Genomic DNA, 23,341 nt, shown 5'->3' on the forward strand with positions numbered 1-23,341 from the left:
ATGATAAATAGCAAACCCGGTTCCCAGACCGAACAAGACCCGGCTCTAGAAGAGGCGACCCAGCCATCATTCAATGGCCTCGATGCTGGCGCGGGCCAGACAGGTGTTGCAGAGCAATGGGCAAGCGTGCAGCAGAAGCTGCGCGCAGGCCTTGGCGAAGCGCGCTTCAAGAGCTGGTTTGGCCAGGTGGCCCTGATCGGTGTCGGTGATGGCGCAGTGAGCTACTCGGTGCCCACGTCTTTTGCCCGTGACTACATCCAGCGTGAGTTTGGCGATCAGCTCCTGGGCCTGTGGCGTGCAGAAGATTCAACCGTTCGCAAAGTGACGCTAATCGCGGAAGGGTCCGCGACAGCTGCAGAAGCCGCGCGCGCAATTGCTGCCGACAGCATGGCATCACGCGCACCAGCCGCAGCTCCGGCACCGTCCAAACCTGCACCTGCTGCAGCCCCACCGCGCGCAGCGACCAGCAATCCGTTTCAGACAAACGCAGCCGCAGGTGCGTCCGGCCCCGCAAGTGCGTCTGGTGAAGACGCGCCTCTTGGCGCACCGCTTCTGCCGCATCTCACCTTCGACAATTTCATTGTCGGCAAATCGAACCAGCTGGCCTATGCGGCCGCGCGCCGGGTTGCAGAAGCGGAAGGCACAGTGCCTTTCAATCCGCTTTACCTGTATGGCCCTGTTGGCCTTGGCAAGACCCATCTGATGCACGCCATCGGAACGGAAATCCGCCGCCGCGACCCAAGCAAGCGCGTTGTCTATCTGTCTGCCGAGCGCTTCATGTATCACTTCGTCAATGCGCTTCGGCACAAGGACACCGTCGCGTTCAAGCACGCCTATCGCTCCGTCGATGTGCTGATGGTTGACGACGTGCAGTTCATCGGTGGCAAGGATTCAACGCAGGAAGAGTTCTTCCATACGTTCAATGCACTGGTGGACCACAACCGCCAGATCATCATCTCTGCAGACCGCTCACCGTCTGATCTTGAAGGGATCGAGGAACGTATCCGTTCACGCCTGGGCCACGGTCTTGCCTGCGATATTCTGCCGACTGACTATGAGCTGCGCCTCGGCATCTTGCAGGCAAAGGCTGAAGCCATGCTGCCCAACCATCCTGGCGTTCAGCTCAGTGATGACGTCATCGACTTCCTTGCAAGCTCCATCTCATCGTCCATTCGCGAGCTTGAAGGCGCCCTGACCACACTCATTGCGCATGCGGAATTGATTGGTCGCACCCTCACGATTGAGCACGCTCAGGACATTCTGCGGCATCTGGTGCGCGCTAACGAAAAGCGCATCACCATCGACGACATCCAGCGCAAGGTGGCAGACCATTACAATCTGCGTCTGGTTGATATGTCGTCGCCGCGCCGGTCCCGTTCCGTCGCGCGCCCACGTCAGGTGGCCATGTATTTGTGCAAGCACTTGACAACGCGCTCGCTGCCGGAGATCGGCCGCAAGTTCGGCGGCCGCGATCACACCACGGTTCTGCACGGCGTCAACAAGATCGAGCAGCTGCGCGCCGAGGACAAAACGCTGGACGAGGACATCAACCTCATCCGCCGGAAAATTGAAGAGTAAGATCTGGCCGTACGGGATGTGCTCAGACGAAAAAGGCCGGGATGACAATCATCATCCCGGCCTTTTTGTTGTCTGGCTTCAAGTCCTAAAGCCGATGTTCAATCCGCATATGCGGTGTCCCGTCTGACAACTTGGTTGGTGCCACCAGATCCTCATCCAGTGTGCACGACACCCGCTGACGGAAGGACGAGAAGCTGTCGAACGTCACAACGTCCACCGGCTCGTCGAAATGCAGCGTCAGGCGTGTGTGCCCGGCCCCCATGGAGCGGATGCCAACGACCTGGCCAACAAACTTGTTGCCAAGATAGGTGCCGGCAACCTCGTCGCCGACCTGCAGGGGCCGCTGGGACAAGCTGCGCGCCCGTTCCTGCTCACACCGTTTGGAGACCGCACACAGCGTGTTCCAGTCGGCATATCCATATTGGCGCGCCATAAGCTCCAGCGCGCGGGCATGGGTGATCGGGGTCTGGGGTGTATCCAGCTGAATGCGCAGGCGTTTTGCCTGGGCCTTCAGGTCTTCAATGGTTGGTACGTCTGTTTTCGTGACCATTTTGAGCCTCATATCAGGTGAAATGCTGCTGTTGGTCTGATGGAGCCCGCATTGCCACCAGGCAGCAAATGCTGACATGGCTGGCGTCGCCATTTCTGGCGGGTCGGCACAGTTTCAGGGCTTCACCGGGGCAAAAAGCCAGCGGGCGGCGGGGGCCTGAACCCCTTGGTCGTGTGAGGCTGATAGGTAGGCGTCCGCGCGGAGAATGTCAAAACCCCAAACTCACATGGCTGGTGTGTGGAATTGCAGGAAATCTGATTATGAATCCCAGTCCCACAAGCCGGATTTTGTACATCTGCACCCTGAAACTGCTATAAGTTTAGGGCTGATTCTGGCCCCTTAGGCGAGGGGTTGATTGGGGAGTCAAGCGGGCTTTGCAGACCAAAGCCAAAATGCCGCCCCAGCGTGAAATCAGCCAGCCTCAGATCACCGTGACATGGTTCAGGTGCATGGGGGCTGTGACCCCGCCAGACCTGCCGTTCCCGGCCCGCAAATACGGAAAAACCCAGTCCCATGAAGATCACGATTGAACGCGGCGCTCTCCTTAAGGCCCTCAATCACGTGCAAAGCGTGGTGGAACGGCGCAATACGATCCCCATTCTGGCCAATGTGCTGCTGTCTGCAGATGACGGGCAGCTAAGCCTCACAGCCACCGATCTGGATATTGAGATCGTTGAAGGCGTGTCGGCTGATGTGGCGTCCGGCGGCGGCACCACGGCCCCCGCCCACACCATGTACGACATCGTGCGCAAGCTGCCTGACGGGGCACAGGTCGAGGTCAATCATGATGCGGAAACAGGCAAGGTGACGGTCGTTGCCGGTCGCTCCCGCTTCGCCCTGCAGAGCCTGCCGCGCGAGGACTTCCCCGCCGCTGCCGCAGGCGACATGCCCTACAGCTTTGAGATTTCCACCAAGGATCTGTTCCGCCTGATTGAAAAAACCCGGTTCGCCATCTCAACGGAAGAAACCCGGTATTACCTGAACGGCATCTACCTCCACACTGTTGAGGGCAAGCTGCGCGCTGTCGCCACCGATGGCCACCGTCTGGCGCGCGTCGACATGCCCATGCCCAGCGGTGCCGACGGCATGCCGGGCATCATTGTGCCGCGCAAGACAGTCACCGAACTGCTCAAGCTCCTTGAGACTGGCGACGACACGGTGAAAATCGCGGTCTCGGAAACCAAGATCCGCTTTGACCTTGGCGGTGTAACGCTGACCTCCAAACTCATCGACGGCACCTTCCCTGATTACGGTCGGGTGATCCCGTCTGAAAATGACAAGTCCATGGAAGTGGACGGCAAGCTCTTCGCGTCTGCCGTGGATCGCGTGTCCACCATCTCAACCGAGCGCAGCCGCGCCGTGAAGCTGGACCTGGACGACGGCAAAGTCACTCTCGCGGTCAACAACCCGGACTCAGGATCTGCCACTGAAGAACTTGGCGTTGACTACAAGGGTGATGCGCTGGAGATCGGCTTCAACGCCCGCTACCTGCTCGACATCACCCAGCAGCTGGATGGGCCAACGGCACATTTCGAGCTGTCTGATGCGGGCTCACCCACTGTTGTGCGCGACACGGATGACCCCGAGGCACTGTACGTCCTGATGCCAATGCGCGTCTGACCCGGCATTCCACAATCGCGAAAGGTACTGATTGACCCTTGTTGAAACCAACCCACCCGTGACTGCGCCGACACCTGAATCTCAGGGGTCTGTCGCGTCTGCACGGCTGGCGGTGCTTCGACTGGTGGTCACAGGCTTTCGCAACCACGCCCGAACGGCGCTCGCCCTTGATGCGCGCTGTGTCGTGCTGGTGGGCGAAAACGGTGCCGGCAAGACAAACATTCTCGAAGCGGTCTCATTTCTGACGCCTGGCCGCGGCCTGCGCGGTGTGCGCCTGTCTGACGTGTCCACCCGCGACATGTCTTTGGGCGACGACGCACCCGCAGAACAGCCATGGGGCGTTGCAGCGACCATTCTGACCCCGGAAGGCACCGTTGATCTTGGTACCGGCATTGGCCACACCAACGATGGCGACAAGCGCATCGTCAAGGTGGACGGGGCGGCAAAGCCCAGCTCCGGTATTCTTGGCCATTATGTGCGGGCCCTCTGGCTGACCCCGCATATGGACCGCCTGTTCATGGAAGGCGCCGGCGGACGCCGCCGCTTTCTTGATCGCATGGTCCTTGGATTTGATGCGGGGCACTCTTCGCGTGTGACGTCCTATGAAAAAGCCATGCGTGAGCGCACCCGGCTCCTGGGCGAAGACAACTGGGACGCCTCGTGGCTATCGGCCCTTGAAGCTCAGATGGCGGAACACGGCATCGCAATTGCGCTCGCCCGTTCCCATATCATTGGGCAACTGGCAGCCGCCATTGCCGAGCATGACGGCCCAAGCGACACCGCCTTTCCCAAGGCCGATGTGGCGCTGGCATCAGGCTTTGCAGATGGCGTGGACGACACCCTGAATTCAGCGCCGTCGGTTGATATAGAGGATGCGTTCGCCAAGCGGCTGGCGTCCTCGCGCGGCAGAGATGCGGCGGCGGGCCGGGCCCTTGAAGGGCCACATCGCGCAGACATGCTGGTGCGCCATGCGCCCAAAAACATGGATGCGCAGGCTTGTTCCACGGGCGAGCAAAAGGCGCTGCTGATCGGCCTCGTGCTCGCCAATGCGCGCCTGCACTGTGCAAGCTTTGGCGCGCCGCCTTTGCTGCTGCTGGACGAGGTGGCCGCCCATTTGGATGCCCGCCGTCGTGCGGCCCTGTTCGATGAGCTTGAGCGCTTGGGCGCGCAGGCGTGGATGACGGGAACAGATGCAAGCCTGTTTGAAAATCTGGGCGATCGCGCACAGCTTTTTAACGTGGCTCATGGAGAAATCACGCCTCACACCTGACCTCAGGTGATGCGGCTTACAGATGAAGACATTTTCGGAGACAACAAGATGCCAGTAACAACAAACGACGCCGACCCGATGGATATCGCCAAGAGCTTTACCAACCCGATTATGGAAAATGCGCTGTTCAATTCGCGCACGGTCCTGGTGGTGGGTGAAATCAACGACCGCATCGCCCGCACCACAACAGAGCGTCTGCTCGCCATGGCTGCGGAAAGCGATGACCCGATCACAATGATCGTGTCGTCTCCCGGCGGCCACGTTGAGTCCGGTGACATGATCCACGACATGGTCAAGTTCATTAAGCCGAAGGTTCGCATGGTCGGCTCGGGCTGGTGTGCCTCTGCCGGTGCGTTGATCTATGTGTCCGCGGAGAAGGAAGACCGCGTATGCCTGCCCAACACTCGTTTCCTGCTGCACGAACCGCGCGGCGGCATTGGCGGCTCTGCCTCTGACATCGACATTCAGGCGCAGGAAGTCATCAAGATGCGCGAGCGCCTCAACCGCATCTTTGCGGATGCAACGGGCCAGAGCTACGAACAGATCGTCAAGGACACCCATCGTGACTACTGGATGAGTGCGGAAGAAGCCAAGGACTACGGCGTCGTCTCCCGCATCATCTCGAACATCAGCGAACTCGGCTAAAGACAACTTCCTCCGTTTACGGAAGAACGAAAGAAAAACCATGAGTGATCAGAGCAACACGCCGCAAGGCGTTGACCCGGACGAGTACGGCGCGGATTCCATCAAGGTTCTGAAGGGCCTTGATGCCGTGCGCAAACGTCCGGGCATGTATATCGGTGATACCGATGACGGCTCGGGACTTCATCACATGGTTTACGAAGTAGTGGACAACGCCATTGACGAGGCGTTGGCCGGCCACTGCGACACGGTGAATATCACCCTCAATGCGGATGGCTCCGTCACCGTGCGGGACAATGGCCGCGGCATCCCCACCCAGATGCATACCGAAGAAGGCATTTCGGCTGCTGAAGTCATCATGACCCAGCTGCATGCCGGCGGTAAGTTCGACCAGAACTCCTACAAGGTCTCCGGTGGTCTGCACGGCGTGGGCGTCTCGGTCGTGAACGCGCTGTCCGTACGTCTCGACGTCAAAATCTGGCGCAACGGCAAGACCCATGAAATGCAGTTCGTGCATGGCGACAGCCAGGCGCCGCTTGCGGTCACTGGTGAAGCGCCGCAGGACGAAGGCAAGGGCAAGCAGCGCACGGGTACGGAAATTACATTCCTGCCCTCCACAGATACGTTCACCATGACGGATTTCGACTTCCCCACGCTGGAACATCGTCTGCGTGAGCTGGCCTTCCTCAATTCAGGTGTCCGCATCACGATTTCTGACCTGCGCGGCGTCGAGCCCAATGAGGTCGAGCTTTACTATGAAGGCGGCATCGAAGAGTTCGTTCGGTATCTGGACCGCAACCGCGGCACGCTGTTTGAGGCACCTATCGCCATTCACGCGGAAAAAGACGACATCACCGTTGATGTGGCTTTGTGGTGGAATGATTCCTTCCACGAGAACGTGCTGACCTTCACCAACAACATTCCCCAGCGCGATGGCGGGACCCACCTTGCGGGCTTCCGTGGCGCGCTCACCCGCGTCATCAACGGCTACGCAAATGCCCATGGCCTGCTGAAACGCGAAAAGGTTTCTCTCACAGGCGATGACGCGCGCGAAGGCCTGACCTGCATCGTGTCCGTCAAAGTGCCGGACCCAAAATTCTCGTCCCAGACCAAAGACAAGCTGGTCTCGTCGGAAGTGCGTCCCATTGTGGAGAGCATCGTCAACGAGCAGCTCAACAGCTGGTTTGAAGAGCACCCAGGTGAAGCCAAAGGCATCATCGGCAAGGTGGTGGATGCAGCGGCCGCCCGCGAAGCCGCGCGCAAGGCCCGCGAACTCACCCGCCGCAAAGGTGCGCTCGATGTGTCGTCCTTGCCCGGCAAACTTGCCGATTGCCAGTCCAAGGACCCGGCGATTTCCGAACTCTTCCTGGTGGAGGGCGATTCAGCTGGTGGGTCCGCCAAGCAGGCCCGTGACCGTGCCAATCAGGCGGTGCTGCCCCTGCGCGGCAAAATCCTCAATGTGGAACGCGCGCGTTTCGACAAGATGCTGTCGTCCAACGAAATCGGCACGCTCATAACGGCGTTGGGTACCGGCATCGGCCGCGATGATTTCAACATCGAAAAGCTGCGCTACCACAAGATCATCATCATGACCGACGCCGACGTCGACGGCGCGCACATCAGAACCCTGCTGCTAACTTTCTTCTACCGGCAGATGCCGGAAGTCATTGAAGGCGGCTATCTCTACATCGCCCAGCCGCCGCTCTACAAAATCAAGCGCGGCCAGTCCGAGACCTACGTCAAGGATGAGCGCGGTCTTGAGGACTATCTGATTTCAACCGGCCTCGATGGCGCCGTGCTGACGCTGGACAATGGCGAGCAGATGGCCGGTGAAGACCTGCGTCAGGTCGTTGAAGAAGCGCGCAAAGCACGCACATCATTTGATTCCGTTCGCGCCCGCTATCCGGTCTTCATCGTGGAGCAGGCCGCCATCGCCGGTGCCCTCAACCCGGACGTCATGGAAGACGCGGAAAAAGCACAGGGCGCTGCTGACTACATTGCCCGCCGCCTCGACATGCTGTCCGAGGAGACAGAACGCGGATGGAATGGCCAGCTGACCGATGATGGGGGTCTGCAGTTCGAGCGCGAAGTGCGTGGTGTCCGCGAAATCCATGTGCTCGATGGTCGCCTCATTGCCTCAGCCGATGCCCGTCGCCTGGATTCAATGACGGCGCGTCTGCAGGAGGTCTACGCCAAGGCCGCCCGCTTTGAGCGCAAGGACGGCGTGACGGAAATCCGCAGCCCCATGCAGCTGCTGGAAGCCATCTTTGACGCCGGCCGCAAAGGTAACGCCATGCAGCGCTACAAGGGTCTGGGTGAAATGAACCCGGACCAGCTGTGGGAAACCACGCTCGACCCCTCCGCCCGCACCCTGTTGCAGGTCAGGGTCGAACACATGGACGAAGCCAACGACCTGTTTGAAAAACTCATGGGCGACGTCGTGGAACCCCGCCGCGCCTTCATTCAGGACAACGCGCTTCAGGCGGCCAATCTCGACGTTTAGGAGACGGCATGCGTCCGCCAAGTGACTGGAACATTGAAGGTGCCGCGTCTGGTTTTGTGGCCTTCATGCGTAATTTCTCTGGCAATCGCCGCACGCGAATGGAGCGGCACATTGCATTTGCCGTTTCCGCATTCGCACCCGCTTTAGCACTTGCAGCCGTTCTTTTTGAAGGCCGTGCTCTTGCCGCCTGGCAGATCATTGTCCTGATGGTGCTCGCCGTTGATCTGGGTGGCGGCGTATTTGTGAATGCCACCGCGGCAGCCAAGCGCTGGTATCATCGCGCTGGTGCCCGGGACTGGCATCATCTTGTTTTTGTAGTCCTGCATATTCACCCGCTGCTGATTGCCTGGGCGTTTCCTGAATCAGGATGGATGTGGGCTGCATTCCTGTACGCGGCAACGGTCGGTTCAACCATCATGGCTCTCGCCTGCCCGCTCTATCTTAGGCGTCCGGTTGCGCTCACCGCGGCGGCATTTGTTCTGGCCATTGCCCCGCTGGTGGCATCCACCCCCTTGCTCCTTGCATGGATCGCCCCGTTCTACGTGGTCAAACTTCTCGTGGCACACATAGTCCATGAGGAACCCTACGCCGCCTAAAAACGGTCACAGGACGGCCAAACCCACGCCTTCACCTCCCGTTAAGAGTTGGGATCAGACAATAACGTCTGGTTAACCATTTTTGGCGCGGACGGCTGGTTCGCAGGGCGTATGACAGCGCGAAAAACCGCAGGAAACTGGCGTTCTCGAGACGATGGGGACAGTCAAGACGAGAGCATGCCCGAGGAGGGCGTGATCCCGTCCGCGCGTCTTGCACGCGTCCTGTCGGATCGTCCCAAAGCACAGCGCACGCCGTCAGCTTCTCCACGCGAGATGCTTGCGCGGGTAGAACAGCAGCGGCGCGTTGCGGAACGCGAGCTGGAACCCCCTTCTATTCCCGCGCCATCGCAAAAACCCGGCCCAAGAATTATCCGTCCCCGGAGCAATGAAGCGTATGAAGCCGGTGAGGCCCAGGCCAATCTGGAGCCGTCACCACGCCCCCGTCAAAAACCAAAATCCGGCGCGCGCCCGCAGTCACGCAAACCCAAACGTGCAAACAAGCAGGCACCGACACACCGGTCTGCCCGCAGTAAGATGGCTGGTGGTGGACGCGGCGGTGGCAATGGCCGTGGCGGTTCTGGGGGTGGTTCTGGAGGCGGCTCCGGCGGCGGGTTTAGCGGCTGGTTCGCAGCCATGGGCCAAAAAGTATCTGCGCGGCGTCTTGGGTACTGGGCTGCGGTCACTTGCCTGTGGCTAGGCGTCGGTGTTGTCGGCCTTGCGTTCAGCTGGGCCATGGAACTTCCCGAAACACAGGACCTTGCCGTCCCAAGTCGGGCCCCGACCGTTACCATTCTGGCCAATGATGGCTCTGTTCTGGCGCGCCGCGGCTCCGGATTTGCCGGTGCGATCAACGTTCCCGATCTTCCTCCTCACGTGGCCCACGCCTTTATCGCGATCGAAGACCGCCGCTTCTATGACCATGCGGGCATAGATCCCGTTGGCATCGCCCGCGCCATGGTGGAGAATTTCAAGGCCATGAGCGTGGTGCAGGGTGGCTCGACCATCACCCAGCAGCTGGCAAAAAACCTGTTTCTCAAGCCCGACCGCACGCTCAAACGCAAGGTGCAGGAGACCATGCTCGCCATGTGGCTGGAGAGCGAATACTCCAAGGACGAGTTGCTGACGCTTTACCTCAATCGCGTCTATTTCGGTGCCGGGGCCTATGGGCTTGAGGCGGCGTCCCAACGCTTTTTCGACAAGCCATCCACACAGCTCACCGTGCCTGAAGCCGCCATGCTGGCCGGGCTGGTGAAAGCGCCGTCGCGTCTTGCTCCCACCAACAACCCCGAAGGCGCGCAGGCCCGCGCCAACATCGTGATCGACGCCATGCGCCGTTATGGCTATCTGACGGATCCCGACGCCGACACAGCATCTGCCTTCCCCGCTGAACTGGCCCAGCGCGCAACCACCGAAACCGGGTACGCAGTCGACTGGATAGAAGAACAGCTGGCTGATTTTGTCGGCCGCACGGAACGCGACATTACAGTCGAAACAACAATTGACCCGGACCTTCAGGTGGCAGCTGTTGGCGCCATCAAGAGTGGCCTGGCATTGGTGGGAGAAGCCGCCAATGTCAGCCAGGGTGCCCTCGTCGCCATGTCGCCAAACGGCGCTGTGCGTGCGTTGGTCGGTGGTCGCGACTACCGCAAGAGTCAGTTCAACCGCGCAACGACGGCCAAGCGTCAGCCGGGCTCTGCCTTCAAGACGTTTGTCTATCTGACAGCGCTTGAACGCGGCATGACGCCCGTGACGATCCGCCGTGATGCGCCTATCCGCGTGGCCAACTACACCCCCTCCAATTTTTCGGACAAGTATGAAGGCGACGTCACCCTCATGCGGGCTCTCTCCAAGAGCATCAATACCGTCGCCGTGCGCCTGACCCATGAAGCCGGACCGGGCACTGTCGCCCGCACCGCGCGGCGCATGGGCATCACATCAGACCTTCGGGCAGACCTGTCGCTGGCGCTGGGGTCATCAGAGGTGACGCTTGCAGAACTCACCGGCGCCTACGCGCCCCTTGCCAATGGCGGGCAGGGCGTCTTCACCCACATCATCAACCGCGTCACCATGGTCAATGAAGAAGGCCAGACTGACGTGCTGTTTGAACGTACCGGCGATGGCCCGGGCCGCGTCGTTGCGCGCGCAAATGTGGCGCGCATGAACGCCATGCTGGGCGAAACCATTGCCACCGGCACCGGCCGCCGGGCGCAGATTGGCCGTCCCGCCGCGGGCAAGACCGGCACCAGTCAGGACAATCGCGACGCCTGGTTCATTGGCTACACCGCGGATATCGTTGCCGGTGTCTGGGTTGGCAATGATGATGGGGCATCCATGGTAAAGGTCACCGGCGGCAAGCTGCCGACGCAGATCTGGGCCAACTTCATGACCGCAGCCCACACCGGCAAGCCCATTCGCAACCTGCCCGGCAACTGGCAGCCGCCGGTCACCATTGCCGCTGTGCCCGCGGAACCTGAATATGATCGTACCGCACCTGCCTATGATCCGCGTTTTGGCCCGCCCGGCTATACGCCGGAAGGATATCAGCGCCGCACGCCACGTGACCCGGACGCAGGCTTCTTCGCGCGTCTCTTTGGGGGTGGCGACGACGAGTACGATGACGGCAGCAACCGCGGCTGGGCGGACTAGAGACTAGTCTTTTTCAACCGTGTCCATGATGGCCTGCGGATAGCGCTCGCCTGTCACAGCGCCCCCACCGAAAATTGCATCCAATTTCGCCAGATCATCCGTAGTCAGATCAATGGCATCCGCTTCTGCATTCTCTTCCAGGTACTTTCGTCGCTTGGTTCCGGGAATGGGAACGATCCCGTCTGATTTGGCCATCACCCAGGCCAGCGCAATCTGACCCGCTTTCACGCCCTTGCCCGCCGCAAGCTCTTCAACTGCGGACACAAGCGCCCGGTTGGTATCAAAATTCTCGTCACTGAACCGCGGCAGCATGGTGCGCATGTCGCCCTTGCCCAGATCATCCTTGGAGAGGGCACCGGTCAGGAAGCCCCGGCCCAAGGGTGAGAAGGGGACAAAGCCGATGCCAAGTTCCCCACAGACCGGCAGCACATGTTCTTCCACTTCGCGTGTCCACAACGAGTACTCGGACTGCACTGCAGTGATGGGGTGCACCGCATGGGCCCGACGAATGGTCTTGGAAGAAATTTCGCACAGCCCCAGATGCTTCACCTTGCCTTCGCTCACCAGCTCGGACATGGCCCCCACCGTATCCTCGATCGGTACATTGGGATCGAGCCGATGCATGTAATACAGGTCGATGTGGTCCAGCCCCAGTCGCGTGAGGCTGGCCTCGCAGGCCTGTTTCACATAGGCCGGATCGCACTGCACGCCCATGAGCTTGCCGTCTTTGCCCGGAACGATCGCAAACTTCGTGGCCAGCTGAATCCGGTCGCGATGAGGCTTGAGCACACGTCCCACCAGCTCTTCATTGTGCCCCGCGCCATAGGCGTCGGCGGTGTCAAAAAAGGTGATGCCAAGGTCCAGCGCCTTAAGGAGGGTGGCTTCTGATTCAGCCAGGTCCGCCTCACCGTAGGACTGTGACATCCCCATGCAGCCCAGCCCCTGGGCAGATACGCCCAGCGAAGTACCAAGTGTGCGTCTGTTCATGAGGACCCCTCCCGATAAAAATGACCTTAGGTCAGTTGATCAAGAAATAGGGTCTGCGCCGTATCGATGCAAGGCCGCACCGTTCTCGGTCAGCCAGATTTTTGCCCGTTCAATGTCGTCGATACGGGTTTTGACCAGCCTCCAGAAGTTCGGCCCGTGATTGTGCTCAATCAGATGGGCCGCTTCATGGGCTACGACATAGTCCAGTGCATAAGGCGGCGCAAAGATCAGCCGCCAGGAATAGTTGATGACCCGGCTGGTGGAACACGACCCCCACCGGCTGGCGGTATCCCGCAGGGTAATGCGTGCTGGCGATGTGCCGTAGGCGGCTGCGTGCGCCAGCGTGGCGTCTTCCAGATCGCGCCGCGCCTCGCGTTTCAGCCAGTCCGTCACGCGCCGGTTGATGTGCGCCGCATCCCCCGAGACCAAAAGGCGCGCGGGGCCATCACTCGTGGCAAAAAGCGGCAGATCAGGGTCCGCGTTGATCTGCGGGCCTTCAATACGCACCGGTGCACGAGCGCGCCCCTCGCGGTCATGCACAATCACATGCGGCTCACCGCGCACGGGAATGATCGCTCCGTCCACAAACGGCACAGGCTCTGGCAGATCTTCCAGCCGTTCCGCCACCCATGCTTCGTGCTTTTGGGCAAAGGCCAAGGCGTTGGAAAATCCGCGAATGGACGGGCTGGTAATCGTGACCTCACGCCGCACCGGATCGACCTTGAGGATCATCCGGCGCGCGCGCTTGTTGGCCTTGAGCACAACGCCAACCTCACGGCCTGCCACCATCATGGTGGCCCGCTGGGTCGTATTGTTTTTGGCCACCTGTTTATTCATGAGCGTGCTGCGAATGCGTGCAGAGAGTATGGTCAGGTCGAATCGCCTCAGTGTAAAAGATCGCCATGACCATGCCACGCTTTCACCTTGCTTTCCCCGTTGATGATCTGACGCGCGCCCGCGCCTTTTATGGAGGCCTGTTGGGCTGCGCTGAAGGCCGGTCCTCCGAAAGTTGGGTGGATTTTGATTTTCACGGCCATCAGATCGTCGCGCATCTGGCACCTGATGAAGTGGGCCGTGCGGCAACCAATGCCGTGGACGGCGACAATGTACCGGTACGCCATTTCGGTCTGATCCTCGCGTGGGATCAATGGGAAGCGTTGGCGGACAGTCTCAAACAGGCCGATACGGATTTCATCATTGAGCCACACACCCGCTTCAAGGGTCAGCCGGGCGAGCAGGCGACCATGTTCTTCCTCGATCCCGCAGGCAACGCGCTCGAGTTCAAGGCCTTTCGCGACGAAGCCGACATTTTTGCGAAATAGGCAGAAGGTCTAGAAACCCGCGTCTCTAGAGATATCGGCGCAGCCGTGCAGCCATCCGGTCGGGCCGGGTTTCATGTGTGAAGTTGGCCAGGAACGTATTGTCTTCGCTCATCAGATACACAACGGACGAGTGATCCATGGTGTAGCCCGCGCTTGAAGACGCATCTTCCACCTTGCGGTAGTAAACCTTGTAGGCTTTGGCAGCGGCTTCAATCTGCTCCGGCGTGCCGGTCAGCCCAATGAAGTTGTCGCCGAAATGCTCAACATAGGCGGCCATGGTTTCAGGGTCGTCACGCTCCGGGTCCACCGTCACGAAAATCGGCGTAAACGCGTCTGCATCATCGCCCAACTCTTCAAGCGCCACTGACATCACCTGAAGCGCGGTCGGGCAGACATCCGGGCAGTAGGTAAAGCCGAAATAGATAAGGGTTTTCTTGCCCGCAAAATCAGCATCCGTTACCGGCTCACCGGCCTGATTAACCAATTCGAACGGACCGCCAATATTGGGCACCCCTGTCGACCGAACCGGCGCAGAGGTTGAAATATCCACAACCTGCGGCGCCCGAAGACCGCCGGTCATCAACAGTCCGATGGCCGTGAGAGCCACGACAGCGGTGGCGGCTGTAGCTACAAGCAGAAGTCGGTTCATGGTCGGTTCAGCCTTTGTTACGCACTCTGCCATCCATCAGGACGCTTGACGTCCCAGGAGCGGCGTGGCTTTTAACACCTATGCAGGCACTCCATATGGTGTGTCTGCCGCTCGAATTTCACGAGACTAGTACGTTCAGGACCCAGGATCATGCAGACCAAGCGTCGCACACGCGATTGTGTTTCCGCAAAAACCCCGGCGACAATGCTCGCAAGTCTTGTCCTTTCCGTGTTTGTGGCCTTTGCGGCAACGCCCGCATCTGCCCAGCTCGTGGATGAAAACGAGATGGTTGTGGCCATCCGGTCCGGCGATCTTGCCGAGGTTGAGGAAGCTTTTCTGGCTGGCCTGAGCGCGAATGAGCGCAGCATTAAAGGTGTCCCGGCCCTTATCGAGGCTGTTCGGACAGGCAAGCGTGACATCGTGGCGCTGATGCTCGAGCGCAAAGCGCGGGTGAATGTTCCAGGCCGTCGCGACGGCCTGACCGCGTTGGAAGAAGCGGCCCGCATCAACCGGGCTGATCTCGCGCAGATGCTGATTGATGCCGGCGCCGACGTCGACAAGACCGGCAAGAATGGCCAGACGCCTTTGATGCTCGCAGCCAAATTGGGTCACACCGATGTCGTCGAGGTGCTGATCAATGCAGACGCGTATCTCAATGACACTGACCCCACAGGACGCACGCCGCTGGTCCTGGCCCAGGAGCGCCGTCACCGGCAAACAGTCGAGCTATTGGTGGCCGCGGGCGCTGAATAATCCGCGTGGTTCAGGTCATCAGGCTTGCCAGTTCATGGTGAGTGCGTATATCGCAAGGCATGGCTTCAAAACTGCCCAAGCGCGGAACGCTTCCACCTCCTGCCGAGAACACGCCGTGGCACCACCTGCCTGACGGCCGTTTTCGCAATCCGCCCGGGAGCCCCAATCGCACCGCGGGCCTCAAGGACATGCTGCCCTTCATGGAGCGCATGTTCCGGCACAGTTTTCGCGACATTGATATCCCTGATCATCACGTGGTTCCGCGCCCCCAGGCACTTGCTGCCCTCAAAAAAGCGCGTGATCCCGCAAACGATGACCGCGGCGTGGTGACATGGCTGGGACACGCCTCGTTCCTGTTGCGGATCGCCGGCAAAACCATTCTGACCGACCCCTATCTCACGACCTATGCGGGCCCGGTTGGCTTTGGGCCCAAGCGCTACGTGCCTTCCGGCATTGCCATCCGCGACCTGCCTCCCATTGATGTGCTGGCGATCAGCCACAACCACTATGACCATCTGGACGAAACGGCCCTGCACAGACTGCCGGGCAAGGACACGATGACCGTAGTGGCTCCCCTGGGCCTGGGGGACTTCTTCCGTGAGCGCGGGTTCAAGTTCGTGGTCGATATGGACTGGTATCAGTCTTTGACCATGAACGACCTCACCATCAAGGCCCTGCCATGCGTGCACTGGTCCCGCCGGTCCGGCCTCGACACCAACAAGTCCCTGTGGGCTGCGTTCTCCTTTGATGGACCCGAAGGCCGGGTCTTCTTTGGGGGAGACACGGCCTATGGTCCTGTCTTTGAGGAAATCGGCGCCCGGGAAGGTCCGTTTGATCTGGGCCTGATCGGCATCGGTGCTTACGAGCCGCGCAGGATCATGAAGGCCAGTCACGCCAACCCGGAAGAGGCCGTGCAGATCGGCATCGACATTGGCGCCCGCACGCTCGTGGGAATGCATTGGGGCACGGTCGTGCTGACGGAGGAGCCTCCCTTCGAACCACCCGTGAGGTTTGAAGCAGCCGGACGCGAGCGCGGTTTTGCTGACGATGATATCTGGATCATGCGCATTGGCGAAACGCGGTTTCTGCCCGTTCGCCGCACCGGAAACATCTAACGGTCGCGCTACTCGCCAATCGAGAGCAGCATGCCGCGTTCTTTCGCGGAGCGCAGAAACGCCATGAAGATGATGTAGCCGCCTGCAAAGAAACCGACATTGAGCACGGCTGCAAAAGCCAGGCGCTGCCAGTCAATCACCTGGTCAAACAAAATGCTCCGCATACCCTCAAATACATAGGTCGGCGGCAGGCAAAGCGCGATGGCCTCCAGCCATCCCGGCATGACGCTCACCGGATAGTAGATGCCGCACAGGGGCACGAAGATAAACGGCACAGCCCAGGCAAGGCTTTCCGCCCCCATGCCATTGCGCAGGATGATGCCGGTCACAACCAGCGCGATCGCCCACCCGAACACGACCAGGTTTGCAAAGAACGCAACCAGCGCGATGCCAAGTTCAAACAGATTGAACCCGAAGAACCAGACCGCAATGAGCAGGGCAGGAGCCATGCCGATGATCGTGCGGATAATGCTCATGCCAACCAGCGCTGCCACAAACTCCACCGGCCGCAATGGCGACACCATCAGATGTCCGAAATTACGGCTCCACATTTCTTCAAAGAAGGAGATCGTGAAGCCAAGCTGCCCGCGAAACATCAGCTCCCAAAGCAGGACGGATCCCACCAGCACGTCCCCTGCCATGGCAAACACATCGGTCGTCTGGGCAAGGAAGGTTTGCAGAAAGCCCCACATCACGAGGTTCATGGACGGCCAGTAGCCAAGTTCCAGTATGCGTGGCCACGACCCCTTGAGCAGATACCAGTAGCGCAACACCATGGCGCTGATCCGGTTGAACGAGAACGCCGGGTTGTGGCGTTCGATGGCGGGAAGAGACTCCATGCGCTTGCTCATGAGGGTGCCCCCTCCATAAAGGCATCTTCCGCGCGAATGCCGGTGCCACGCGCCACATCCAGAAACACGTCTTCCATGTTGGTGCGTCCATAACGGGCCAGAAGATCTGCCGGTGTGCCACGGTCAACAATGCGCCCCTGAGTCATCATCAGCACATTGTCCGCCAGCCGTTCCACTTCACCCATATTGTGCGACGCCAGAAGTATGGTTGCGCCGGTGCGCGCCTTGTAGGTTTCAAAATAGCTGCGCACCCAGTCCGCTGTATCAGGATCAAGCGATGCTGTGGGTTCATCCAGCAGCAACAGCTCAGGCTCATTGATCAACGCCTTTGCAAGGCCGACACGTGTTTTTTGACCGGCGGATAATTTGCCGGACGGCCGGTCCAGAAATTCCGTCAGTGCCAGGTCATCCGCAATCGCCAACACCCGGTCACGCACATGATTGAGCCCGTAAAGGCGCGCATAGACGGTTAGGTTTTCACGCACGGTCAACCGCATGGGCATGTCCACATAGGGGCTTTCAAAATTCATCAGCGCGTTTGCCTGACGCCTGTCGCGCAGCAGGTCAAATCCCAGCCCGCGCAGGGCCCCCCTGGTTGGCGTCACCAGACCCAGAACCATGGCAATGGTCGTCGTCTTGCCGGCCCCGTTGCCACCAAGCAACGCCATGGTGCTTCCGCGCGCAACGCGGAAACTGATGCCGTCCACAGCAGTGACAGTGCCGTATGTCTTGGCGAGATCAACCACTTCCAGAGCCGGTGCAGCTGTCTCTGACGTACCATGCGGCGACATTGTGCGCTCCTTTGAGGCCGGAGTGGTCTATAGAAGGGTCGATATAGTATTCCGGCCAGCTTGCGTCAGAACATAGTGACCTTTACGGGATATACCTACGGCACATCCACATGACCGATAACACTCAGCCAGTTGACACCATTCTCAATCCTGCAGACCCGGGACAGGGCGCGACCTTGACCCGTGCTGTCTCGGATATTTTTGAGGCGGGACGTCTGCGGCTCCAGACTTTGATCCTGCTGCGCTGGCTTGCCGTCGGGGGACAGGCCACCGCCGTCGTGTTTACAGCCTTCATCATGGACTTTGAGCTGCCCCTCGAGTGGTGCCTGGGTGCCATTGCAGCCTCGGCCTGGCTGAACGTTATTCTGACAGTCCGCTATCCCGCCCCGCGGCGTCTTGGGGAGCGCGAGGCCGCAGCCTATCTGGCCTATGACATTCTCCAGCTGGGTGTTCTGCTCTATCTGACGGGCGGCCTCGAAAATCCGTTCGCGTTTCTGTTCCTCGTTCCCGTGACCATTTCAGCAACGACATTGTCGCTGCGCGCCACCATTGCCCTGGCAGCGCTGGCATTTGCACTGGTGACATTTCTCGGGCCGTACCACCTGCCATTGCCATGGTTTGCTGGCGAGGAAGTTCGGTTGCCGCCCTTGTGGCTGCTGGGCATGTGGGTCGCACTCGTGCTGGGCCTGGCCTTCATGACCGCTTATGCCTTTCGGGTGGCGCGCGAAGGGCGGCGCATGTCGGCTGCGTTGTCAGCAACCCAGCTGGTGCTTGCCCGCGAGCAGCGTCTGTCGGCGCTCGATGGTCTCGCCGCCGCCGCTGCTCATGAGTTGGGCACGCCGCTCGCCACAATTTCTCTGGTCACCAAGGAACTGAAGCAGGAAGCCGGCAGCTCGCTGGACCCGGCACTCGTGGAAGATCTGGAGCTCCTGCACAGTCAGGCAGAACGGTGTCGCGACATCCTAGGCAATCTCAGCCTGCGGGGGCAGGCAGGCGACGTTGTCCATTCCCGCATGTCCCTGGCCGTATTGCTGGATGAAGCAGCCGACCCGTTCCGTGACCGGGGCCGCGAGATTGCCATTGAGCTGTCACCCGACAGCGAAGCCAGTGCTGGCGAGCCACCGGACTTCGTTCGCCAAACGGAAATCATGTATGCCCTGCGCAACCTGATTGAAAACGCAGTTGCGTTCTCCCGTACCAAAGTCGTGGTGGCAGCAAAATGGTCGGCAGACACAGTCGAGATATCCATCAGCGACGATGGACCTGGCTTTTCAGCCAATGTGATTGATCAGTTGGGCGAACCCTATGTGTCGACGCGCCGAACCGTCCCCGGCAGCAAATCCCCTGGCGCAGACATTGATGGCGGCGGTATGGGTCTGGGCTTCTTCATCGCCAAAACACTGATCGAGCGGACCGGTGCCCGTTTGGTGGCGGCCAATGCAACCCGCGGTCAGACGGGGGCCATTATCCGTCTCATCTGGCCCCGCCGTGTGGTGGAGCCGCGCGCTTAAGGCCGTGAAAAAATGCATGGGAGCCATGCCGGAATTCCCAAAGTGCGCGCTTTTGGCCCACCCGAAGGTAAACCCAATAAACCATTGAAAAACAAGGGAATACCGCAAAAGCGTGTTGCGAAAGTACGTTGATTTGGAGTGGATTTCCGCCATATAAAGAAGGCAAGAAAAAGCGTGGGCAAAACTCGCGCGCCAACCCAAAAAGGTGGCTCCTCACATGACCATGCAGGACTCAACAGATCTTCCCCGCGACACCTCTCGTGTGGATTCCCTGGAAGACAAATCACTGCTGCTGGTGGACGACGACCAGCCCTTCCTCAACCGTCTCGGGCGGGCAATGGAACGGCGCGGGTTCGAAGTGCGCACGGCATCCAGTGTGGGTGAAGGTCTGGCAGAAGTGCGTCGCGCGGCACCGGCATTCGCTGTGGTTGATCTGCGACTGGAGGACGGCACCGGACTTGATGTTGTCCAGGCCCTGCATGGAGCCCGTGAAGACGCCCGTGCGGTCATGCTGACAGGCTACGGCAACATCACAACTGCGGTGGCAGCTGTAAAACTCGGTGCTGTTGATTATCTCGCCAAGCCTGCCGATGCGGATGATGTGGAGGCCGCCCTTCTGGCGCGGCCGGACGCCCTGCCCGAGCCACCGGAAAATCCCATGTCAGCGGATCGGGTTCGCTGGGAACACATTCAGCGCGTCTATGAACTGTGCGGTCGCAATGTGTCCGAGACCGCGCGCCGTCTCAACATGCACCGGCGGACACTCCAGCGCATTCTGGCCAAGCGCTCCCCGCGCTAGCGGTACGAGTCGTCTGCCTCGAGATAGGTGCGGACATAATCCGCCACACCGTCTTCCAGTGACGTGAACGGCTGCGTGTATCCAGCCTGCCGCAAGCGGTCCATCTGAGCCTGCGTGAAGTACTGATACTTGTCACGGATCTGTTCCGGCGTATCCACATACTCGATGTTGGCCTGCCGGTTGAGCGCGGTGAATGTCGCATTCGCAAGGTCTTTGAAACTGCGCGCTTCCCCGGTCCCCAGATTGAACAATCCGCTGACGGACGGTGTTTCAAGTAGCCACGACACCACGCGCGCACAATCTTTGACATACACAAAGTCGCGCAGCTGCCCGCCATCCTCGTAGTTGGGATTGTGCGACTTGAACAATCTGACCGGGCCGCCACTGCGTGCATCTGGATGAATGTGCGCAACGACGCTCTTCTGCCCACCCTTGTGATATTCGTTGGGCCCATAGACGTTGAAGAATTTGAGGCCAACCCATTGCGGTGGTTTGGCACCGCCCGCTGACAGATGCCGGGCAATCCGCCGATCCACCAAGTGCTTGGACCAGCCATAGGCGTTGAGCGGCTTGAGCTGCGCCAGCGCATCAAGGCCCATGTCATCATCAAAGCCTGCGTCTCCATCACCATAAGTGGCAGCTGACGACGCATAGATAAGCCGCGTGCCCGTGGCAGCCGCCCAGTACCATAGATCATTGGTCAGCCGGATATTGGAGCGCACGATCAGATCAACATCTGTTTCTGTCGTGGATGAAATGGCACCCATATGAATGACTGCGTCGATCTGGCCTGCATTCTTGTGCAGGAAGTCGAACAGTGCCTCAGGCGCAATCACGTCTTCGAGTTCGCAGTTGGCAATGTTGCGCCACTTGTCGCCATCTTCCAGCCAGTCGCAAACCACAAGCCCGGTTCGTCCGTCTTCGGACAATTGTGCCAGAATGTTAGAGCCGATAAATCCCGCGCCGCCGGTAACAACAATCATGGGTGTGTCGATCCTGGGGTGAGTGTCATCAAGGCGCGCATCTAAGCTTTCAGCCGTTCAATGGTTCGGGTGGTACTTTCATCAGGCACGAGTTCTGCGAGGACGACGCGTCCACCGGCCGCCTGAACAATGTCTGCGCCCACAACAGTTTCCACCGTGTAGTCGGCACCTTTGACCAGAACATCAGGCTTCAACGCCTTGATAAGTTCCACAGGTGTCTCGTCGGAGAAGATGATCACCATGTCCACATCCTCGAGAGAGGCCAGCACCAGTGCCCGCGCCATCTCGCCCTGAAGCGGACGTGTCTCTCCCTTGAGGGCTTTGACCGAGCTGTCGGAGTTGAGGCCGACAACCAGCCGGTCGCACTCCGCGCGCGCCTGGCGCAGCAGTGACAGATGCCCGGGGTGGATCAGGTCAAAGCACCCATTGGTAAAGCCGATGCTCTGACCCTGGGCGCGCCACCGGGCTGTGACGTCTGATGCTTCCGACACCGAGCAGACTTTCTGGTCAGCCTTGGTGACGTCGGCTGTATGCAGGGCGCGTGTAAGTTCGTTGGGATAAACAACCGCCGTCCCGACCTTGGCCACCACAAGTCCCGCAGTGGCGTTGGCGATGGACGCGGCCTGAACAAGATCCGCACCGGACGCGATTGCCAGCCCAAGGGTGGCAAGCACCGTGTCGCCGGCACCTGAGACATCAAACACTTCCAATGCCTGCGCCGGGAAGTGAGCAGCCTCCAGGCCATCCTTGCCCCGGGTGACCAGCGTCATGCCCGCCTGCGACCGGGTAACCAGAATGGCGTCGGCATTTGCATGCTGGAGGGCTTCATGCGCCGCATCCATGACCTCTGCATCGGTTTCACACGGCATGCCGGTGGCCAGCGCGAGTTCTTTCAGGTTGGGCTTGATAAGCGTCGCGCCGCTATAACGCGAGAAGTCTGTAGACTTGGGATCTACGATGACCGGCAGGCCCATGGCCCGCGCCGCCCCAATAATGGCCTGCAGCACATTGTCGGACAGGCACCCCTTGGCATAGTCCGACAGGACGATGGCACCGGCGCCTTCCATCTCAGCGCGCGCCGCCTCAACAATGCCATCGACGGATTCCTTTGAAAGCGGCAGCGCCACTTCCTGATCCGCCCGCAACAGCTGCTGCGATCCGGCGATGAAGCGCGTCTTGACGGTGGTTGCGCGGCCCATGTCGGTAATCAGATCCGGGTCAATGCGGTCTTCTTGTGAGATCAGGCGAACGACTTCGCGGCCAGGTTCGTCGTCACCAATGGTTGCAAGCAGGCTGGCAGCGCCGCCCAGCGCCGCCACATTGCGCGCCACATTGCCAACGCCACCCAGCATGGCTGCTTCGCGTTCCACGGCAATCACCGGGATGGGTGCCTCAGGAGAGATGCGGTCAACGCTCCCATAGACATACCGGTCCAGCATGATGTCACCGAGGCAGACCACGCGCGCTTCACTGAATCGGCCAATGACGTCCAGCTCGGCGGGAACATCCAGTACAGGATCGGTAGATGAAACAGTCATCGGTGCCTTAGGGTCTGCCCGCAGCGGGCTCTAACGGGTCAATATGAGTCGCGATCATAGGGGTCACAAAGCCCGCCCGAAAGGCCAAGCTATGTCTTGCAGTTAATGAGGCAAAAGACCGGTTTAGCCAAGCCCTGCGTCGGGATCAGCAAGGCGCGATAGCCGGAGTGAGCCCGCCCGCGCGATGCGCAGCGTCACTGCCTTGCGGCGCGCTGCAGCAATCTTGTCCAGCGGTGCGTCCCGCAGCATTTCTGCTCCATACCGGTCTGCAATCAAAAGCCCGGTTTCTGACGGCAGTTCGCTCATGGGAAAGTCTTCAGGGACGGCGAAGAAGAGCCGGTCGCAAAAGTCGTGATACTCCGGCCATTTGTTGTCCGCGCGCAGGTCAGCGAGGCTGGTCTTGATCTCGATGATCAGAATTTCCCCCGCCGACCCCAGCGCAATCACATCGGCGCGGCGGCCGGTTGCCAGAGTGAATTCCGTGAGCGGTGCCAAGCCCAGCCCCATCAGATGGCGGCACACCCCCCGCTGCACATCAAGCGCCCGGGCGGACTGCCGACCGTCCTCCGGCAGCGACAGATCCCGCCAGCGTTCGCGTTGCTCGTGGCCTTGCGTGCTCATGCCGGAACGCTAGTGG

At 60.1% G+C, this 23,341-nt stretch carries 21 protein-coding genes; 12 read left to right on the forward strand and 9 right to left on the reverse strand.

Annotated elements, in window-relative coordinates; all coding sequences use genetic code 11:
- Entirely contained in the window at positions 1-1,578 is a 1,578-nt protein-coding gene (gene dnaA, locus BN1012_RS00005) for a chromosomal replication initiator protein DnaA (RefSeq protein WP_081826118.1), read from the forward strand.
- A gap of 85 nt (positions 1,579-1,663) precedes the next feature.
- On the opposite strand, the gene BN1012_RS00010 is transcribed toward dnaA, so the two are convergent.
- Positions 1,664-2,128 carry a glyoxalase superfamily protein gene (locus BN1012_RS00010; protein ID WP_043950413.1) on the reverse strand — a complete coding sequence of 155 codons (465 nt, stop codon included), beginning with the start codon at positions 2,126-2,128 and terminating at the stop codon, positions 1,664-1,666.
- Positions 2,129-2,641: 513 nt separating this feature from the next.
- Here BN1012_RS00010 and dnaN point away from each other — a divergent pair.
- From dnaN to BN1012_RS00040, 6 genes are all read left to right on the forward strand, one after another.
- Positions 2,642-3,748, forward strand: coding sequence for a DNA polymerase III subunit beta (gene dnaN, locus BN1012_RS00015; RefSeq protein WP_043948012.1), 1,107 nt, complete (start codon positions 2,642-2,644; stop codon positions 3,746-3,748).
- A 58-nt stretch (positions 3,749-3,806) separates the two neighbouring features.
- Complete coding sequence (gene recF / locus BN1012_RS00020; protein ID WP_043950414.1) at positions 3,807-5,018, forward strand: DNA replication/repair protein RecF; 1,212 nt, start codon at positions 3,807-3,809, stop codon at positions 5,016-5,018.
- Between the two features lie 78 nt (positions 5,019-5,096).
- On the forward strand, positions 5,097-5,663 hold the full coding sequence (locus tag BN1012_RS00025; RefSeq protein WP_043950415.1) for an ATP-dependent Clp protease proteolytic subunit: 567 nt from the start codon (positions 5,097-5,099) through the stop codon (positions 5,661-5,663).
- Between the two features lie 40 nt (positions 5,664-5,703).
- A complete protein-coding gene (gyrB, locus tag BN1012_RS00030; RefSeq protein ID WP_043948013.1) occupies positions 5,704-8,163 on the forward strand; it encodes a DNA topoisomerase (ATP-hydrolyzing) subunit B in 2,460 nt (819 codons plus the stop codon).
- Positions 8,164-8,171: 8 nt separating this feature from the next.
- The gene (locus tag BN1012_RS00035; protein WP_052534218.1) at positions 8,172-8,759 is read left to right on the forward strand and encodes a hypothetical protein; all 588 of its coding nucleotides are present in this window, start codon (positions 8,172-8,174) and stop codon (positions 8,757-8,759) included.
- Positions 8,760-8,936: 177 nt separating this feature from the next.
- Positions 8,937-11,405 carry a transglycosylase domain-containing protein gene (locus BN1012_RS00040; protein WP_052534223.1) on the forward strand — a complete coding sequence of 823 codons (2,469 nt, stop codon included), beginning with the start codon at positions 8,937-8,939 and terminating at the stop codon, positions 11,403-11,405.
- Between the two features lie 3 nt (positions 11,406-11,408).
- Here the strand turns inward: BN1012_RS00040 and BN1012_RS00045 are convergent, their stop codons facing one another.
- A complete protein-coding gene (locus BN1012_RS00045) occupies positions 11,409-12,392 on the reverse strand; it encodes an aldo/keto reductase (RefSeq protein WP_043948014.1) in 984 nt (327 codons plus the stop codon).
- Positions 12,393-12,431: 39 nt separating this feature from the next.
- Complete coding sequence (locus BN1012_RS00050) at positions 12,432-13,229, reverse strand: M48 family metallopeptidase (protein WP_063958472.1); 798 nt, start codon at positions 13,227-13,229, stop codon at positions 12,432-12,434.
- A gap of 71 nt (positions 13,230-13,300) precedes the next feature.
- Here BN1012_RS00050 and BN1012_RS00055 point away from each other — a divergent pair, with 71 nt between their 5' ends.
- Positions 13,301-13,714, forward strand: coding sequence for a VOC family protein (locus BN1012_RS00055; protein ID WP_197538349.1), 414 nt, complete (start codon positions 13,301-13,303; stop codon positions 13,712-13,714).
- A gap of 25 nt (positions 13,715-13,739) precedes the next feature.
- Here the strand turns inward: BN1012_RS00055 and BN1012_RS00060 are convergent, their stop codons facing one another.
- Positions 13,740-14,363 carry an SCO family protein gene (locus tag BN1012_RS00060; protein WP_043950419.1) on the reverse strand — a complete coding sequence of 208 codons (624 nt, stop codon included), beginning with the start codon at positions 14,361-14,363 and terminating at the stop codon, positions 13,740-13,742.
- Positions 14,364-14,513: 150 nt separating this feature from the next.
- Between BN1012_RS00060 and BN1012_RS16420 the strand changes: the two genes are divergently transcribed.
- Positions 14,514-15,116, forward strand: a complete 603-nt coding sequence (locus BN1012_RS16420) for an ankyrin repeat domain-containing protein (protein WP_052534225.1) — start codon at positions 14,514-14,516, stop codon at positions 15,114-15,116.
- A 59-nt stretch (positions 15,117-15,175) separates the two neighbouring features.
- On the forward strand, positions 15,176-16,231 hold the full coding sequence (locus BN1012_RS00070) for an MBL fold metallo-hydrolase (protein ID WP_052534228.1): 1,056 nt from the start codon (positions 15,176-15,178) through the stop codon (positions 16,229-16,231).
- An 8-nt stretch (positions 16,232-16,239) separates the two neighbouring features.
- Here BN1012_RS00070 and BN1012_RS00075 read toward each other — a convergent pair whose 3' ends face one another.
- Positions 16,240-17,082 (reverse strand): ABC transporter permease, encoded by an 843-nt coding sequence (locus BN1012_RS00075; protein ID WP_244442918.1) that lies wholly within the window; start codon positions 17,080-17,082, stop codon positions 16,240-16,242.
- A complete protein-coding gene (locus BN1012_RS00080; RefSeq protein WP_043948016.1) occupies positions 17,079-17,873 on the reverse strand; it encodes an ABC transporter ATP-binding protein in 795 nt (264 codons plus the stop codon). The genes BN1012_RS00075 and BN1012_RS00080 overlap by 4 nt, the downstream gene beginning before the upstream one ends.
- Before the next feature lie 110 nt (positions 17,874-17,983).
- On the opposite strand from BN1012_RS00080, the gene BN1012_RS00085 reads away from it, so the two are divergent.
- Positions 17,984-19,384: an ActS/PrrB/RegB family redox-sensitive histidine kinase gene (locus tag BN1012_RS00085; protein ID WP_081826119.1), complete on the forward strand. Its 1,401-nt coding sequence runs from the start codon at positions 17,984-17,986 to the stop codon at positions 19,382-19,384.
- Between the two features lie 217 nt (positions 19,385-19,601).
- The gene (locus BN1012_RS00090) at positions 19,602-20,183 is read left to right on the forward strand and encodes an ActR/PrrA/RegA family redox response regulator transcription factor (RefSeq protein WP_197538321.1); all 582 of its coding nucleotides are present in this window, start codon (positions 19,602-19,604) and stop codon (positions 20,181-20,183) included.
- Here the strand turns inward: BN1012_RS00090 and rfaD are convergent.
- The 3 genes from rfaD to BN1012_RS00105 form a co-directional block, all read right to left on the reverse strand.
- A complete protein-coding gene (rfaD, locus tag BN1012_RS00095; RefSeq protein ID WP_043948017.1) occupies positions 20,180-21,166 on the reverse strand; it encodes an ADP-glyceromanno-heptose 6-epimerase in 987 nt (328 codons plus the stop codon). The two genes, BN1012_RS00090 and rfaD, sit on opposite strands and share 4 nt — an antisense overlap.
- A 41-nt stretch (positions 21,167-21,207) precedes the next feature.
- Entirely contained in the window at positions 21,208-22,704 is a 1,497-nt protein-coding gene (rfaE1, locus tag BN1012_RS00100) for a D-glycero-beta-D-manno-heptose-7-phosphate kinase (protein ID WP_043948018.1), read from the reverse strand.
- Between the two features lie 123 nt (positions 22,705-22,827).
- Positions 22,828-23,325 (reverse strand): MmcB family DNA repair protein, encoded by a 498-nt coding sequence (locus BN1012_RS00105; protein ID WP_043948019.1) that lies wholly within the window; start codon positions 23,323-23,325, stop codon positions 22,828-22,830.
- Between the last annotated feature and the right edge of the window lie 16 nt (positions 23,326-23,341).

It is taken from the genome of Candidatus Phaeomarinobacter ectocarpi, from assembly GCF_000689395.1.
In the GTDB taxonomy this organism is placed as follows: domain Bacteria; phylum Pseudomonadota; class Alphaproteobacteria; order CGMCC-115125; family CGMCC-115125; genus Pyruvatibacter; species Pyruvatibacter ectocarpi.

Coding starts and splice junctions, on each gene's coding strand:
- dnaA (WP_081826118.1), top strand. CDS start 1: ATGATAAATAGCAAACCCGGTTCCCAGACCGAACAAGACCCGGCTCTA.
- BN1012_RS00010 (WP_043950413.1), bottom strand. CDS start 2,128: ATGGTCACGAAAACAGACGTACCAACCATTGAAGACCTGAAGGCCCAG.
- dnaN (WP_043948012.1), top strand. CDS start 2,642: ATGAAGATCACGATTGAACGCGGCGCTCTCCTTAAGGCCCTCAATCAC.
- BN1012_RS00025 (WP_043950415.1), top strand. CDS start 5,097: ATGGATATCGCCAAGAGCTTTACCAACCCGATTATGGAAAATGCGCTG.
- gyrB (WP_043948013.1), top strand. CDS start 5,704: ATGAGTGATCAGAGCAACACGCCGCAAGGCGTTGACCCGGACGAGTAC.
- BN1012_RS00035 (WP_052534218.1), top strand. CDS start 8,172: ATGCGTCCGCCAAGTGACTGGAACATTGAAGGTGCCGCGTCTGGTTTT.
- BN1012_RS00040 (WP_052534223.1), top strand. CDS start 8,937: ATGCCCGAGGAGGGCGTGATCCCGTCCGCGCGTCTTGCACGCGTCCTG.
- BN1012_RS00045 (WP_043948014.1), bottom strand. CDS start 12,392: ATGAACAGACGCACACTTGGTACTTCGCTGGGCGTATCTGCCCAGGGG.
- BN1012_RS00050 (WP_063958472.1), bottom strand. CDS start 13,229: ATGAATAAACAGGTGGCCAAAAACAATACGACCCAGCGGGCCACCATG.
- BN1012_RS00055 (WP_197538349.1), top strand. CDS start 13,301: ATGCCACGCTTTCACCTTGCTTTCCCCGTTGATGATCTGACGCGCGCC.
- BN1012_RS00060 (WP_043950419.1), bottom strand. CDS start 14,363: ATGAACCGACTTCTGCTTGTAGCTACAGCCGCCACCGCTGTCGTGGCT.
- BN1012_RS16420 (WP_052534225.1), top strand. CDS start 14,514: ATGCAGACCAAGCGTCGCACACGCGATTGTGTTTCCGCAAAAACCCCG.
- BN1012_RS00070 (WP_052534228.1), top strand. CDS start 15,176: ATGGCTTCAAAACTGCCCAAGCGCGGAACGCTTCCACCTCCTGCCGAG.
- BN1012_RS00075 (WP_244442918.1), bottom strand. CDS start 17,082: ATGAGCAAGCGCATGGAGTCTCTTCCCGCCATCGAACGCCACAACCCG.
- BN1012_RS00080 (WP_043948016.1), bottom strand. CDS start 17,873: ATGTCGCCGCATGGTACGTCAGAGACAGCTGCACCGGCTCTGGAAGTG.
- BN1012_RS00085 (WP_081826119.1), top strand. CDS start 17,984: ATGACCGATAACACTCAGCCAGTTGACACCATTCTCAATCCTGCAGAC.
- BN1012_RS00090 (WP_197538321.1), top strand. CDS start 19,602: ATGACCATGCAGGACTCAACAGATCTTCCCCGCGACACCTCTCGTGTG.
- rfaD (WP_043948017.1), bottom strand. CDS start 21,166: ATGATTGTTGTTACCGGCGGCGCGGGATTTATCGGCTCTAACATTCTG.
- rfaE1 (WP_043948018.1), bottom strand. CDS start 22,704: ATGACTGTTTCATCTACCGATCCTGTACTGGATGTTCCCGCCGAGCTG.
- BN1012_RS00105 (WP_043948019.1), bottom strand. CDS start 23,325: ATGAGCACGCAAGGCCACGAGCAACGCGAACGCTGGCGGGATCTGTCG.